This is a genomic window from Mycobacterium sp. NS-7484 (assembly GCF_001953975.1).
GTDB lineage: Bacteria > Actinomycetota > Actinomycetes > Mycobacteriales > Mycobacteriaceae > Mycobacterium.
In genome coordinates, this window is record NZ_MBEJ01000138.1 from 60867 (window position 1) to 75691 (window position 14825).

Here is a 14825-nt window from a genome sequence, read left to right on the forward strand (position 1 = left end):
GCGCTGAGGGCCTGCGGATGGAAACGACGTCGTCACGGCCAGGACACGCCGATGTCGCGACGCGCCGATTTGACATTACGAGATGGTATGAAATCGCGCCATTCCGCTTGACCCTGGCAGCTAACACGTGTGTAATCACAGTTGTGTCATTTCCCGGTTGGTGACCGATTCCGGTGTCGCGGACCGAGATTCGATCAACTGTTCGAATGGGGTGACCGCACATCGCAATAGTGGGGCTCCACTTAGGATCTACGAGACCGAGTGAGGAGGCGGGGGAAAATGTCTTATGAGAGCGGCGATTTCGATCATGTGGTCCGGTTTGACGGCCGGCTGCTCGGCTCGGTGGACAACGCACCGCACATCAACACCGGAACGACACCGTTGGAGACGACCGGACGTCCCCAGCTGAGTCTCGTTCCCGAACACATTGATGTTGATCCGGAAGTCGAAGACGACCAATGGCAGGAACGTGCGCTCTGCGCACAGACCGACCCGGAGGCGTTCTTCCCGGAGAAGGGCGGGTCTACCCGCGAGGCCAAGCGCATCTGCCAGGGCTGTGAAGTCAAGGATGCGTGCTTGGAGTACGCGCTCGCGCACGATGAGCGCTTCGGTATCTGGGGAGGGCTATCCGAACGGGAGCGTCGCCGCCTCAAACGCGGCATCATCTGAGGCTCTCGGCAGGGCGCTGAACGTGGGCGCCCGACGTCAGTCGTCGTCGATCGTTGGGTCGATGACTGACGGTTCAACTCCCAGATAGGTGGCCACCTGGGCCACCAGGATTTCATGCAGCAAATCAGCAAGCTCATCGGATCCTTTGACCCGGCGCTCGATGGGCTTGCGGAACAACACAATTCGAGCCCGGGTCGCATTTCCTCTGACGTCGACGCCTGCCGGTATCAGCCGCGCCAGCGCGATCGGGCCATCCGCGATGACCTCGGGCGGCCACTGCACACTGTCGGGATCCTTCGGGGACATCCGGGGAATCTCGTCCACCGCGACGTCGAGATCTTTCAGCCGCGACGCCCATCGGCGTTCGATCGGCTCATAGGCTTCCAGGACCGCCATGTCGAACCGCTCGGCACGGCTGCGCCACCCCGGAACCGAACGCGGCAGCAGCGGCCCGCGGATATCGCGACCGCGCCGCGACCGCCATGGGTTTCGCTGGACCACGGCGATGATCGTAACGGTTCGGGATCGGGGCACCGACGGCTGAGCGTGTCCGGCAGCGCACAGCGATCGTCCACAGTAATCTCTGGTGCGTGAATGTTCCCCGTCGCTGCTGCCGGCCCGGGTGCCCGCACTATGCCGTGGCGACGCTGACTTTTGTCTACTCCGACTCCACGGCTGTGGTCGGACCCTTGGCCACGGTTTCCGAGCCCCACTCCTGGGATCTGTGCGTCGGCCACGCCGGGCGCATCACCGCGCCCCGTGGCTGGGAGCTGGTTCGTCACGCCGGGCCGCTGCCCACCAATCCCGATGAAGACGACCTGGTGGCCCTGGCCGACGCGGTCCGGGAGGGTCAGGCCGGTGCCGTGCCGCGTGGCGGAGTGGTCGCCGGATTCTCCGATCCCGCCACCGGTGTGGGCGCCGGCGCGGTGATCGCGCCGCAGGCCCGTCCTTCTGAGACCAACGGGCGTCGTCGTGGTCATCTGCGGGTGCTGCCGGATCCCGACAACTAGCCCGGACACGCCACGGACTAGCACTGACTAGCCCTGATCAGACAACAGCCGGGCCACGAGTAGTGAACGTGTCGAAGCCACCCGACAGTTAGGCTGGCGCCAACGATCCCGTTTCACAAGGAGCTATATGTCTAGGCCAGCGGCGGCTGTTCACGATGTCATCAAGGCCTATGACGTCCGTGGATTGGTCGGTACGCAGATCGACGAGTCGTTCGTGGCCGAGGTCGGTGGCGCGTTCGCCCGCCTGGTCCGGGCCGAGGGTGCCACCCAGGCCGTGATCGGCTACGACATGCGGGAGAGCTCACCGACGTTGGCGGCCGCGTTCGCCGACGGTGTGACGGCTCAGGGCCTCGACGTGGTCCGGATCGGTCTGGCCTCCACCGATCAGCTGTATTTCGCCTCGGGTCTGTTGGACTGCCCGGGGGCGATGTTCACCGCGAGCCACAATCCGGCGGCCTACAACGGCATCAAGTTGTGTCGCGCCGGAGCCAAGCCGGTCGGCAAGGACACCGGTCTGGCCGTGATCGCCGATGAGGTGATTGCCGGCGTGCCGGCGTTCGACGGCCCGCCCGGGTCGATTTCCGACCGCGATGTGCTGGCCGACTACGGCGCCTTCCTCCGGTCCCTGGTCGACCTCAGCGCGCTGCGTCCACTGCGGATCGCAGTGGACGCGGGCAACGGCATGGCCGGGCACACCACGCCCGCGGTTCTCGGTCCGATCCCCGACGTCACGGTGCTTCCGCTGTTCTTCGAACTCGACGGCACCTTCCCCAATCACGAAGCCAACCCGCTGGATCCGGCCAACCTGGTCGACCTGCAGGCACATGTGCTGGCCACCGGCGCCGATATCGGCCTGGCCTTCGACGGTGACGCCGACCGGTGCTTCGTCGTCGACGAACTCGGTCGCCCGGTGTCTCCGTCGGCGGTGACCGCCCTGGTGGCCGCCCGGGAACTCAACCGGGAGATCGGTGCCACCGTCATCCACAACCTGATCACCTCGCGCGCGGTACCCGAGTTGGTGACCGAGCGCGGCGGAACCCCGGTGCGCTCGCGGGTCGGGCATTCCTATATCAAGGCCCTGATGGCCGAGACCGGAGCCATCTTCGGTGGCGAGCACTCGGCGCACTACTACTTCCGTGACTTCTGGGGCGCCGATTCCGGCATGCTCGCCGCGCTGCACGTGCTCGCCGCACTGGGTGAGCAGGATCGGCCACTCTCGGAGATCATGGCGGACTATCAGCGGTACGAGGCGTCCGGCGAGATCAACTTCACCGTCAGCGATGCACCGGAATGCGTGGACGCGGTACTGAAATCGTTCGGCAGTTCGATCCAGTCCATCGACCACCTCGACGGCGTCACCGTCGATCTCGGCGGCGGCTGCTGGTTCAACCTGCGTAGCTCCAATACCGAACCGCTACTTCGCCTGAACGTGGAAGCGCGCACCGCCGAGGATGTCGCCGCGCTCGTCGACAGGGTTTCGGCGCAGATCCGTGGGGTGAGCGAGCCGGTGCCGTGAACGCCGTGGACGCCACGGTCGACCTGGACGACGGAGACGGACTTCTCGCCGCCGATCGCAACGGTCTGCTCCGGGCCGCGGCCATGGCGGGAGCCCAGGTGCGGTCCACCGCCGCAGCCTTGGCCGAAGGGGTCCTCGATCCTCTGCGCGCCGATCACCCACCGCGCACAGTGATTTGGGTGGCCGGCCGCGGGACCGCCGAGTCCGCGGGTGCCATGTTGGCCGCCGTACTCGGCGGGTCGGCCGCGGCGCCCATCGTGGTGGCCGCCGAGACCCCGCCGTGGCTCGGCGCGCTGGACGTGGTGATCGTCGCCGGTGACGATCCGGGTGATCCGGCGCTCGTGAACGCGGCCGCCACCGGTGTGCGCCGCGGTGCGCGTGTGTTGATCGTGGCACCACATGAGGGGCCGCTGCGTGACGTCGCGGCCGGGCGCGCGGCGGTCCTGGCTCCGCGGCTGTGGGTGCCCGACGACTTCGGGCTGATCCGATACCTGGCCGCCGGCCTGGCCGCGATGCACGTGGTGGATCCGGCGCGGCGGGTCGATCTGGCCGCATTGGCCGACGAACTGGACGCCGAAGCGCTGGCCAACAGCGCCGGACGCGACCTGTTCACCAATCCGGCCAAGACTCTGGCCGAACGGATGTCGGACCGCGCCGTGGTACTGGCGGGGGACAATGCGGCCACGCTGGCGTTGGCTCGGCACGGCGCGGCGGTGATGTTGCGCCTGGCCGGGGAGGTCGTGGCCGCTGCCGGACTGAGCGATGCGCTCGCCGCGGTCGCCGGTGGGGCGGTCGGAGCACCCGCCGCCGACTCCCTGTTCCACGACGAACAGATCGACGGGCCACTGCCGCGTCGCACCCGTACGTTCGCCTTGATCACCGATACCGAACGGCAGTCGGTGGGGTCCCGGGTCGGCGGCTTCGACGACATCGTGATGATCGGTGCCGAAGATGTGCCGGAACCGGCCGGGACCACCCCGCCGTCCGCCGGGCGCCCAGAGCAACAACTCGCGATTCTGGCCCTCCGTCTGGAGATGACGGCCGTATATTTGAAACTGGTTCGAGGATAAGCAAGTGCACCTGCTACGCGGAGTGGTGCGGACCTATGCCTGGGGTTCGCGTACGGCCATTGCGGAATTCACCGGAAGGCCCAGCCCCACCATTCATCCAGAGGCTGAACTGTGGTTCGGCGCGCACCCGGCCGACCCCGCGTGGCTGCAGACCGAGCACGGTGAGGTCTCGCTGCTGCAGGCGGTCCACGACGACCCTGAGGCGCAGCTGGGTGGCGAGGCGATCGGCAGATTCGGTGACGCACTGCCGTTCCTGGTGAAGGTGCTCGCCGCGGACGAACCGCTGTCCCTGCAGGCGCATCCCAGCGCTGCGCAGGCCCGGGAAGGTTTCGACCGTGAAGATCGGCTCGAGATCCCGGTGAACTCGCCGGTGAGAAACTATCGCGACCGCAGTCACAAGCCCGAATTGCTGGTTGCGCTAGGACAATTCGATGCCCTCGCCGGTTTCCGCCCGGTCGATCACACGGTCGAGCTGATGCGCGCGCTCGCGGTCTCGGATCTCGACCCGTTCATCAACCTGCTCTCCGATCAGTCCGACGCCGACGGCCTGCGGGCGCTGTTCACCACCTGGATCACCGCGCCGCAGCCTGACCTCGACGTCCTGGTACCCGCTGTTCTCGACGGAGCCGTCCACTACATCCGTTCTGGGGAAAAGAAATTCGTCGCCGAGGTGAAGACGCTGCTGGAACTCGGTGAGCGTTACCCAGGTGATGCCGGGGTGCTGGCCTCTCTGCTGCTCAACCGCATCAGTTTGCAGCCGGGCGAGGGTGTCTACCTTCCGGCCGGAAACCTGCACGCCTACTTGCACGGGGTCGGCGTCGAGGTGATGGCCAACTCCGACAACGTGCTGCGTGGTGGGCTGACCCCCAAGCACGTCGACGTGCCCGAACTGCTGCGCGTGCTCGATTTCGCCCCGACCCCCGAGGATCGGCTGTTTTCCGAAACCGTCACGGGCGGAACGGAAACCGTTTATCAGACGCCCGCGCAGGAGTTCGCGGTGTCGGTGGTGTCCATCGACGGCGAGCGCGTCGGCGACGAGATCGACGTGCATTCCCGTCACAACGGCCCGCAGTTGCTGCTGTGCACCGAAGGGGCCGCGGTGGTCTATGCCGACGACGACAAACTGACCTTGGAGCGCGGCGCGGCGGCCTGGGTGGCGGCCGCCGACGGCCCGATCCGGCTCACCGCGGGCGAGCCGACGAAACTGTTCCGGGTGACCGTCGGCATCTAGTCCGTCACCGCGAGGCGGTGACGGACTCCGCTGGCTCGTTGCGGCGCTGACGTCGTTCGGCCAGCCACGCCTTGACGTTGTGACGGATCGCTCGTGCGACGATCCGCGGCGGCGGGGTCAGCCACAGGCTGTCGAGCATGCAGCGGCGCAGAAACCACTCGGCCAGTACAGGATCGGTTTCGGCCGCCCCGAGGAACTGGTCGAAGAGCCCGAACATCGGGCCGTGCCAGAACGCCCGATCGCCCTCCGCCCCGTGCGCCACCTGATCGGCCACCGAGTTCATCGTCCACACCGGGTACGTCGTCTTCGCCGTGCGTCGGGCAAGCCGCGGGATCAGGTCATGGGTGCCCTCGGCCAGCACCTCACGCAGGTTGGTCGCCTGCACGGTCGACATGGTCACGCCCTGGCCGTACGTCGGGTTCAGGCTGACCACCGCATCGCCGAACGGGAAGATCCCGTCCGGGAACCGGCTCATCTTGTCGTAACGACGCCACTTGCTGACCGGATAGCGATGAAAGTTCATCCCGCCCACCGGTTCACCGGCCTGCAGCGCGGCGGCCAGGCGCGGTGGCAGGGCGACGCCGCCCAGCGCCTTGATACCGGCGAAGTCCGCCGGTGGTTCGGCCTTGGCGACGCCGAACGCGGTGACGGTCCAGATACCGTCCTCGTGGAACAGCATGCCCATGCCCAGCCCGCTGTCGTGCGCCGCGCTGACTACCACCAGCTTCTCGCTGATCAACTCCGCCGGGATACGGACGCGCTGCGACGCATAGGTGACGCCGACCTTGATCGTGTCCTCACGCGGCCGATCGAAGCCCCACTGCTCCAGCCACACCGGCAGGCGGCTGCCGCGGCCGGAGGCGTCGACCACCAGATCGGCACTCACCAGTTCGCCGTCGTCGAGCACCACGCCGCTCACCCGCCCGGCGGTCGGGTCGTACTGCGGCTCGCTCACCCCGCGGTGCAGGATCTGCACATTGGGCAGGGCCAGCACCCGTCGACGGATCTGCCATTCGAGCTGTCCGCGACTGGGCACGTACGAGGTGAAGTTGGACTCCGGGGTCTGCCCGGTGCCCAGCAGGTGGCCGCCGGCCTCGAAATGGATCGACGCCGGCTTGTTTTCGACCACGGGAACGTTGGCGGCCCTCATGTCGTCGAGTAACCCCTCGAAGAGGGATTCGAGCTCCTCGGCTCCGCGGGCCATCAACAGGTGCACATGCTGGCCCTGAGGCACCGCGCTGCGGTTGACCGGTTCATCGGGGAGCTCATCGCGCTCGTACAGGGTGACGCGGTCGAAATGGTCGGCAAGGACCCGGGCTGCACACAGCCCGGCAATGCTGCCGCCGATGACCACGACATGGTCGTGGGAATGTGGGGGAGTCGCGCTCATCGCACGCCACGGTAATGGGAATATGGCGGGAACCGGGCCACAATGAGAGGCAACACCACATATGTCTGCCGTTCGGCGAACAAAATCTGTCGAGCAATCGATTGCTGACACTGACGAACCCTCGACGCGACTGCGTAAGAATCTCACGTGGTGGGATCTGACGGTCTTCGGCGTATCGGTCGTCATCGGCGCGGGGATCTTCACCATCACCGCATCTACAGCGGGTAATTTGACCGGCCCGGCGATCTCGATCGCGTTCGTGATCGCGGCGGTGGCATGTGGGCTGGCGGCCTTGTGTTACGCCGAGTTCGCCTCGACCGTGCCGGTTGCTGGCAGCGCGTACACATTTTCCTATGCGACATTCGGTGAATTCGTGGCATGGATCATCGGTTGGGATTTGATCTTGGAATTCGCCGTCGCGGCCGCGGTGGTGGCCAAGGGGTGGTCCAGCTACCTCGGGACGGTGTTCGGTTTCGGCGGCGGAACGGCCGATGTGGGCGGCGTCGCGGTCGACTGGGGCGCGCTGCTGATCATCGTGTTCGTGACCGTCTTGCTGGTGCTGGGCACCAAGGTGTCGGCGCACTTCAGCCTGGCCATCACGATCATCAAGGTGTCGGTCGTGCTACTCGTGGTGGTCGTCGGTGCGTTCTACATCAAGGCCGCCAACTACACGCCGTTCATACCGCCGAACGAGGCGGGCGAGGGCGCCGGGGGGGCCGACCAATCCCTGTTCTCGCTGCTGACCGGCGCCGCAGGCAGCCACTACGGCTGGTATGGCGTGCTGGCCGGTGCGTCGATCGTGTTCTTTGCGTTCATCGGGTTCGACGTCGTCGCCACCACCGCCGAGGAGACCCGCGATCCGCAGCGAGACGTGCCCCGCGGCATCCTCGCCTCCCTCGGCATCGTCACGGTGCTCTACGTCGCGGTGTCGGTGGTGCTCTCGGGCATGGTGTCCTACACCGTGCTGCGTGATGCCCCGGACGGGCACGCCAACCTGGCCACCGCATTCGCCGCCAACGGTGTGCACTGGGCGGCGAAGGTGATCTCGATCGGCGCGCTGGCCGGCCTGACCACGGTGGTGATCGTGCTGATGCTGGGGCAGACGCGCGTGTTGTTCGCGATGTCGCGCGACGGCCTGCTGCCGCGGCAACTCGCGGTCACCGGCAGCCGGGGCACGCCCGTCCGGATCACCGTGATCGTGGGTGTGCTGGTGGCGATCGCAGCGTCGGTGTTCCCGATGGGCCGGCTGGAGGAAATGGTCAACATCGGCACTCTGTTCGCCTTCGTCCTGGTCTCGGCAGGCGTGATCGTGCTGCGCCGGACCCGGCCCGACCTGCGGCGCGGGTTCCGGGTGCCCTGGGTGCCGGTGTTGCCCCTCGCGGCGATCCTGGCCTGCCTGTGGCTGATGCTGAACCTGACCGGGTTGACCTGGATTCGGTTCCTGATCTGGATGGCCATCGGCGTGGTGGTGTACGCGCTCTACGGCCGCCGGAATTCCGTGCTGGCCAATCGCGAGGTCGCCACGGTCTGAGGCTCGCCGAGCGCCGCCATCGCCGAGATTGCGTTCAGGGACAGATTTCGGCCTGGTCCTGTCCCTCGCTTCAATCTCGGCGTTCGTTCGTCCACCACGCGGTCCGATGGTGTCGCGCGCTCCGTCGGCTTTACAAAACATCTTCTTGTGTCTAGACAAGAGACATAAGCGTGCTTATAGTCAAGTCATCGCAGTGACAGCACTCACACAAGGAGGCTCATCGTGGTGGCAGAACTTCCCACCGGATCAGACGTCCGGGAATGGCGGGACCGTAAGCGGCACCTGTGGCTCATGGGGCTGATCGCCCCGACGGCGATATTCGTCATGCTGCCGCTGGTGTGGGCGCTCAACCACGCCGGCTGGCACATCGCCGCGCAGGTGCCGCTGTGGGTCGGGCCGATCCTGGTCTACGTCCTGCTGCCGTTGCTGGACCTGCGGTTCGGACCCGACGGCCAGAACCCGCCCGACGAGGTGATGGAGCAGCTGGAGAACGACAAGTACTACCGCTACTGCACCTACGTCTACATCCCATTCCAGTACGCCAGTGTCATCATGGGCGCCTATCTGTTCACCGCATCCGATCTGAGCTGGCTCGGGTTCGACGGCGGCCTCGGCTGGCCGGCCAAGATCGGCGTCGCGCTGTCGGTGGGTGTGCTCGGCGGGGTGGGCATCAACACCGCCCACGAGATGGGGCACAAACGCGAGTCGCTGGAGCGCTGGCTGTCCAAGATCACGCTGGCCCAGACCTGGTACGGCCACTTCTACATCGAGCACAACCGTGGGCACCACGTCCGGGTGGCCACGCCCGAGGACCCCGCGTCGGCGCGGTTCGGCGAGACCTTCTGGGAGTTCTTGCCGCGCAGCGTGTTCGGCAGCCTGCGCTCGTCGTGGGAGTTGGAGGCCCAACGCTTGCGACGGCAGGGCAAGTCACCGTGGCACTGGTCCAACGATGTGCTCAACGCGTGGGCGATGTCGGTGGTGTTCTGGGGTGTGCTGATCGCGATCTTCGGCGTCGGAGTGCTCCCGTTCATGCTCATCCAGGCCGTCTACGGGTTCAGCCTGCTGGAGTCGGTGAACTATCTCGAGCATTACGGCCTGTTGCGGCAGAAGCTGCCCAGCGGCCGCTACGAACGGTGCGCACCGGTACACAGCTGGAACTCCGATCACATCGTGACCAACCTGTTCCTGTATCACCTGCAGCGGCACAGCGATCACCACGCCAACCCGACCCGCCGATACCAGACCCTGCGCAGTATTGACGGAGCACCCAATCTGCCCAGTGGTTACGCCTCGCTGATCGGGCTGACCTACCTGCCGCCGTTGTGGCGCAAGGTGATGGACCACCGGGTGCTCGAGCACTATGACGGCGACATCACCCGGGTCAACATCCAGCCGCGGCTGCGTGACAAGGTGCTGGCCCGTTACGGGGCCGACGAGCAGGGCGCCGCATGAGCGCCTATCAGTGCCCCGGTTGCGGTTACGTCTACGACGAGGCCAAAGGTGCACCGCGCGAGGGCTTCCCGGCCGGTACCCCATGGGACGACGTGCCCGACGACTGGTGCTGCCCGGACTGCGCGGTGCGGGAGAAGCTCGATTTCGAACTCATGGAGGTGAATCAGTGACCGAGCCGTACAAGCTGTACGTCTGTGTGCAATGCGGGTTCGAGTACGACGAGGCCAAGGGTTGGCCCGAGGACGGCATCGCCCCGGGCACCCGCTGGGACGACATCCCGGAGGACTGGAGCTGCCCGGATTGCGGTGCGGCCAAGAGCGATTTCGAGATGGTGGAGGTCGCACGGCCGTGATCGTTTCGAGGACCGCTGCGAGTGTCGCGACGAGTGACGTGCTCGACAGCGGCCTCGGAAGCGATATTGTCGCCCGTGTGAGTCGGCCGCGAGACAAGCAACGCATCCCGTACGCGGAGGCGTCGCGGGTGCTGTTACGAGACTCGATTCTCGACGGCATGCGCGAGCTGCTGCTGACCCGTGACTGGTCGGCGATCACCCTCTCGCACGTGGCCAAGGCCGCCGGGATCAGCCGGCAGACGATCTACAACGAGTTCGGCTCACGCCAGGGCCTGGCCGAGGGCTACGCCATGCGGCTGGCCGATCGGCTCGTCGACGCGGTCGACGATGCGATCAACAACAACGTCGGCGAGGTCCATGCGGCATTCCTGGAAGGGTTCCGGGCGTTCTTCCTTGAGTCCGCCGCCGACCCGCTGGTGATCTCGCTGCTCACCGGGGCCTCCAAACCCGACCTGTTGCAGATCATCACCACCGGCAGCGGACCGATCATCTCCCGGTGCTCACAACGGTTGACCGGGACCTTCCAGAACAGCTGGATCAAGGCCAGCGACGAGGATGCCGGGATACTGGCCCGGGCGATCGTGCGGCTGGCGATGAGCTACGTCTCGATGCCACCCGAGGCCGACCACGATGTGGCCGGTGACCTGGCCCGACTCATGACGCCGTTCGCCGAGCGCTACGGTGTCATAGATACCCCGTAGCTGTCAGAGCGCCGCCGCTGTGAGAAACGCATGAGCGCCTGTCCCGCGAGCCCGCAGGCTAGAGGTATCGGCATGAGGCGTTGCCGCTGGGCGCACCCGTGCGGTTGGAAGCAATCACGACTGAAAGAGGGCTCTACATGACTGAGTTGAAGGCCGACAGCCGGAACGGCATCGACTACAAGGTTGCCGACCTCTCGCTGGCCGACTTCGGCCGCAAGGAGATCCGCCTGGCCGAGCACGAGATGCCGGGCCTGATGGCGCTGCGCCGCGAGTACCACGACGTGCAGCCCCTCAAAGGAGCGCGCATCTCCGGTTCGCTGCACATGACCGTGCAGACGGCGGTGCTGATCGAGACCTTGACGGCGCTGGGCGCCGAGGTGCGCTGGGCCTCCTGCAACATCTTCTCCACCCAGGACCATGCCGCGGCAGCCGTCGTCGTCGGCCCACACGGCACCCCGGAGGAGCCCAAGGGCACCCCGGTCTTCGCCTGGAAGGGCGAGACCCTGGAGGAGTACTGGTGGGCCGCCGAGCAGATGCTCACCTGGGAAGGCGAGCCGGCGAACATGATCCTCGACGACGGTGGCGACGCCACCATGCTCGTGCTGCGCGGCGCGCAGTACGAGAAGGCCGGTGTGGTGCCGCCCGCCGAGGACGACGACTCGGCCGAGTGGAAGGTCTTCCTGTCGCTGGTGCGCAAGCGCTTCGAGACGGAAAAGGACAAGTGGACCAAGATCGCCGAGTCGGTCAAGGGTGTCACCGAAGAGACCACCACCGGCGTGCTGCGGCTGTACCAGTTCGCCGCCGCCGGTGAGCTGGCGTTCCCGGCGATCAACGTCAACGACTCCGTCACCAAGAGCAAGTTCGACAACAAGTACGGCACCCGCCACTCGCTGATCGACGGCATCAACCGCGGCACCGACGCGCTGATCGGTGGCAAGAAGGTGCTGATCTGCGGCTACGGCGACGTGGGCAAGGGTTGCGCCGAGTCGATGGCCGGACAGGGCGCGCGCGTGCAGGTCACCGAGATCGACCCGATCAACGCCCTGCAGGCGCTGATGGACGGTTACGACGTGGTGACCGTGGAGGAGGCGATCGGAAACGCCGACATCGTCGTCACCTCGACCGGCAACAAGGACATCATCTCCCTCGATCACATGAAGGCGATGAAGGACCACGCGATCCTGGGCAACATCGGCCACTTCGACAACGAGATCGACATGGCGGCCCTGGAGCGTTCGGGCGCCAAGCGGCTCAACATCAAGCCTCAGGTCGACCAGTGGACCTTCGAGGACGGCAAGTCGATCATCGTGCTGAGCGAGGGCCGGCTGCTCAACCTCGGAAACGCCACGGGCCACCCGTCATTCGTGATGAGCAACAGCTTCTCCAACCAGGTGATCGCCCAGATCGAGCTGTGGACCAAGAACGACGAGTACGACAACGAGGTCTACCGCCTGGCCAAGCATCTCGACGAGAAGGTGGCGCGCATCCACGTCGAGGCACTCGGCGGCACGCTGACCAAGCTGACCAAGGAGCAGGCCGAGTACATCGGCGTGGACGTCGAAGGCCCGTACAAGCCGGAGCACTACCGCTACTGAGTCACCCTGTTCTGCGCGAGCAGTCCCCCGCAAGCGGGTGGTGCCCCCAGCGAAAGCGCCCTTGATCTACGGATTTTGGGCGCTTTTGCGTCTTCTCGCCGGGTTCAGTGACGATGCGGGGCCATTGCACCGGGGTCGACCGGGACGTGCGCGCCCGCGGTAAACCTGGCATGCAGGCCGCGCACCCAATCGCACAGTTGCTCGACGGTGTCCGGGTGTTTGCGTGACAGTGCGAGCACCGGCGAGGCCTTGCGGGCGGCACGGGCGTCGGTGAGCATCTGCGGCACATCGACGTCGACGTGCGGCCCGAGGTCGATCTTGTTGATCACCAACAGATCTGCCCGGGCGATTCCGGGGCCGCCTTTGCGGGCGACGTCGCCGCCGCCGGCGACGTCGAGGACAAAGATCTGGGCGTCGACCAAACCGGGGGAGAAGGTCGCGGTGAGATTGTCGCCGCCACTTTCGATCAACACGATGTCCAGTGGCGCGAAATCACGCTCGAGATCTTCGACGGCCAACAGGTTCATCGTGATGTCGTCGCGGATCGCGGTGTGCGGGCAGGCGCCGGTCTCCACGGCGCGGATCCGCTCGGCGGGAAGGATTCCCTGGGAGCGCAGAAATCGGGCGTCCTCGTCGGTGTAGATGTCGTTGGTGACCACACCGAAGCGGTACTGTTCGGCCAGGTTACGGCACAGGGTGGCGATCAATGAGCTCTTTCCGGTGCCGACCGGTCCGGCCACCCCGAGGCGAAGGGCGCGGGGTGGGTGTTGTTCTGACATGGACGAGCCTCCATTTCCGTTGGTACCGAGGATGATTCGGTGGACGCCTGCCATGGCTTCCCGAGCCGCGACAAACCGGCGTTCAGCGCTGTACGCAACTGCAGGTTGTCGTCGCCGAGCGCGGTGATCATGGCGGCCGGGCCGGGCAGCGTCAGCAGGGCGGCCGTGCCCGCCAGGGTCGCCGACATCGCTGCTGACCAATCCCGTTGGGGGTCAACCACAATCGTGGAGCCGACCGCGCGACAGGTGGCTGCGACGGCCGCACTGTTCCACCCGGTGGCGTCGGGTCCGATGTGTAGGTCCTGATGAAAGAGCGGCCGACCACCACGCCGGATCTTCAAGCGCTGCTCGATGGTGCCGGGTTGCTCACCGTGCCGGCCGAGGATCAACTCCTCACGCAGCAGCAGCCGAGCCGTCGGCGCCAGGTCGACACGAAGATCGTTGACGTGGTTGCAGTGCGCCGCGGCGATGATCGGCTCGGGCAACCAGACCAGCGTCGCGCCGTCACCCACACGCACCTGCGTGGTGGTGTGCGAACAGTCACCATACGGGCCCGGTAGCAGCAGGGTCGCGGAGACGTCGGCGAGCACAAGGGCACTGTCCGGGCCGACGTCGATGTCGAATGTGAAGCGGTCACCGCCTACCGGACCGGCGGCAGCGGCGGCAACGCTCACCCGCGCTGCCCCGGCCAGGCAGTCGGCCCAGGCATGCGGTTCCTTCGGATTGGTGATCCGCAGCGATATCGGGACCTCCGAACGTAATTCGGAGATGTGCGTGTGGGAGCGGCCGTCGATGCCGGGGGTGGCTTCGGTGGCCAGGCTGGCGTGCGCACGCATCGCACCCGGTTTCAGGTCAAGAGGCAAACAGCCGCACCTCCTGCCGGTGGTGCTGTTCGGCGGCGATGTCGAGCAGCGGTGCACCATGGGCCGGTAGTTCCGAGATCGGGGTGTCGGCGTGGCCGGTGGCGACTGCGCTGAGCGCGTCGAGGGTGGGCAGGAGCCGCGCCAGGACCGCGTGCACGGCAAGCGGATCGACGCTCAACAGCCGGACCGCGGCGGTGGCGGGACCGGCCACGGCGTCGTAGAGCGCGGCCGCCGCGGCGTCACTCGGTGCGAGACCGAAGCCGGCCGTCACCACCCCCAGGACGATGGGATGGTGCGCCTGCACAGCCACTTTGGCGAGCTGCGGAACCGGCCGGATGGTGGTCATCGCCCGGTGCAGTTGGCGGCCGAGCGCGCGGGAGACCGCTCGCAGCGTCGGCGACGGGGTGCGGGCGTCGAGCTCGGTGTCGAGCAGGCCCAGCCGGGCGTCGTCGCCCGAGGCCGCGGCAGCACACGCGGCAACGGCGAACGCGGCCGCCACGGCACCCGATGTCGCGGCCCGGCCGCGCAGAAAGTGCTCCAGTGTGTCCAGATCGCGGACCCGGCCGGCCCGGATGACGGCCTCGATTCCGCCGGAATGGGCGTAACCACCGGCGGGCAGTCGACCGTCGGTGAGCAGCAGCAGGGCAGCCGGTGTGGCAGACACGG

16 protein-coding genes are annotated in these 14825 nt (G+C 66.7%); 11 read left to right on the forward strand and 5 right to left on the reverse strand.

The genetic code is table 11. The features are described from left to right. Positions 1 to 279 precede the first annotated feature (279 nt). Positions 280 to 669 carry a WhiB family transcriptional regulator gene (locus tag A5733_RS26170; protein WP_067770968.1) on the forward strand — a complete coding sequence of 130 codons (390 nt, stop codon included), beginning with the start codon at positions 280 to 282 and terminating at the stop codon, positions 667 to 669. A 36-nt stretch (positions 670 to 705) separates the two neighbouring features. Here A5733_RS26170 and A5733_RS26175 read toward each other — a convergent pair whose 3' ends face one another. Continuing rightward, positions 706 to 1128, reverse strand: a complete 423-nt coding sequence (locus tag A5733_RS26175) for a metallopeptidase family protein (RefSeq protein ID WP_067771013.1) — start codon at positions 1126 to 1128, stop codon at positions 706 to 708. Between the two features lie 131 nt (positions 1129 to 1259). Between A5733_RS26175 and A5733_RS26180 the strand changes: the two genes are divergently transcribed. The 4 genes from A5733_RS26180 to manA all read left to right on the forward strand — a co-directional run bounded on the left by A5733_RS26180 (position 1260) and on the right by manA (position 5496). Beyond that, positions 1260 to 1679: a DUF3499 domain-containing protein gene (locus A5733_RS26180; RefSeq protein WP_067770966.1), complete on the forward strand. Its 420-nt coding sequence runs from the start codon at positions 1260 to 1262 to the stop codon at positions 1677 to 1679. A gap of 127 nt (positions 1680 to 1806) precedes the next feature. Further along, positions 1807 to 3195, forward strand: a complete 1389-nt coding sequence (locus A5733_RS26185; RefSeq protein WP_076242200.1) for a phosphomannomutase/phosphoglucomutase — start codon at positions 1807 to 1809, stop codon at positions 3193 to 3195. Continuing rightward, positions 3192 to 4265 (forward strand): TobH protein, encoded by a 1074-nt coding sequence (locus tag A5733_RS26190; RefSeq protein ID WP_076242201.1) that lies wholly within the window; start codon positions 3192 to 3194, stop codon positions 4263 to 4265. The genes A5733_RS26185 and A5733_RS26190 overlap by 4 nt, the downstream gene beginning before the upstream one ends. A 4-nt stretch (positions 4266 to 4269) precedes the next feature. Beyond that, entirely contained in the window at positions 4270 to 5496 is a 1227-nt protein-coding gene (gene manA / locus A5733_RS26195; RefSeq protein ID WP_076242202.1) for a mannose-6-phosphate isomerase, class I, read from the forward strand. Positions 5497 to 5500: 4 nt separating this feature from the next. Here the strand turns inward: manA and A5733_RS26200 are convergent, their stop codons facing one another. After that, on the reverse strand, positions 5501 to 6886 hold the full coding sequence (locus A5733_RS26200) for an NAD(P)/FAD-dependent oxidoreductase (RefSeq protein WP_076242203.1): 1386 nt from the start codon (positions 6884 to 6886) through the stop codon (positions 5501 to 5503). A 61-nt stretch (positions 6887 to 6947) separates the two neighbouring features. Between A5733_RS26200 and A5733_RS26205 the strand changes: the two genes are divergently transcribed. The 6 genes from A5733_RS26205 (at position 6948) to ahcY (ending at position 12517) form a co-directional block, all read left to right on the forward strand. Continuing rightward, a complete protein-coding gene (locus tag A5733_RS26205; RefSeq protein WP_076242204.1) occupies positions 6948 to 8417 on the forward strand; it encodes an amino acid permease in 1470 nt (489 codons plus the stop codon). A 291-nt stretch (positions 8418 to 8708) separates the two neighbouring features. After that, positions 8709 to 9869 (forward strand): alkane 1-monooxygenase, encoded by a 1161-nt coding sequence (locus A5733_RS26210; RefSeq protein ID WP_231965736.1) that lies wholly within the window; start codon positions 8709 to 8711, stop codon positions 9867 to 9869. Then, positions 9866 to 10039 carry a rubredoxin gene (locus A5733_RS26215; RefSeq protein WP_076242205.1) on the forward strand — a complete coding sequence of 58 codons (174 nt, stop codon included), beginning with the start codon at positions 9866 to 9868 and terminating at the stop codon, positions 10037 to 10039. The genes A5733_RS26210 and A5733_RS26215 overlap by 4 nt, the downstream gene beginning before the upstream one ends. Beyond that, positions 10036 to 10221: a rubredoxin gene (locus A5733_RS26220; RefSeq protein ID WP_067770949.1), complete on the forward strand. Its 186-nt coding sequence runs from the start codon at positions 10036 to 10038 to the stop codon at positions 10219 to 10221. The genes A5733_RS26215 and A5733_RS26220 overlap by 4 nt, the downstream gene beginning before the upstream one ends. Before the next feature lie 77 nt (positions 10222 to 10298). Beyond that, complete coding sequence (locus A5733_RS26225; protein WP_067771011.1) at positions 10299 to 10922, forward strand: TetR family transcriptional regulator; 624 nt, start codon at positions 10299 to 10301, stop codon at positions 10920 to 10922. Positions 10923 to 11059: 137 nt separating this feature from the next. Further along, positions 11060 to 12517, forward strand: coding sequence for an adenosylhomocysteinase (ahcY, locus tag A5733_RS26230; RefSeq protein WP_067770948.1), 1458 nt, complete (start codon positions 11060 to 11062; stop codon positions 12515 to 12517). Between the two features lie 104 nt (positions 12518 to 12621). On the opposite strand, the gene ureG is transcribed toward ahcY, so the two are convergent. The 3 genes from ureG to A5733_RS26245 are packed head-to-tail and all read right to left on the reverse strand — an operon-like array spanning position 12622 to position 14823. Continuing rightward, positions 12622 to 13296 (reverse strand): urease accessory protein UreG, encoded by a 675-nt coding sequence (ureG, locus tag A5733_RS26235; RefSeq protein WP_076242206.1) that lies wholly within the window; start codon positions 13294 to 13296, stop codon positions 12622 to 12624. Then, positions 13221 to 14159, reverse strand: coding sequence for an urease accessory protein UreD (locus A5733_RS26240; protein ID WP_158070636.1), 939 nt, complete (start codon positions 14157 to 14159; stop codon positions 13221 to 13223). The genes ureG and A5733_RS26240 overlap by 76 nt, the downstream gene beginning before the upstream one ends. Continuing rightward, positions 14149 to 14823 carry an urease accessory protein UreF gene (locus tag A5733_RS26245; protein ID WP_197508305.1) on the reverse strand — a complete coding sequence of 225 codons (675 nt, stop codon included), beginning with the start codon at positions 14821 to 14823 and terminating at the stop codon, positions 14149 to 14151. Before A5733_RS26245 ends, A5733_RS26240 begins: the two co-directional genes overlap by 11 nt. Positions 14824 to 14825: the final 2 nt, after the last annotated feature.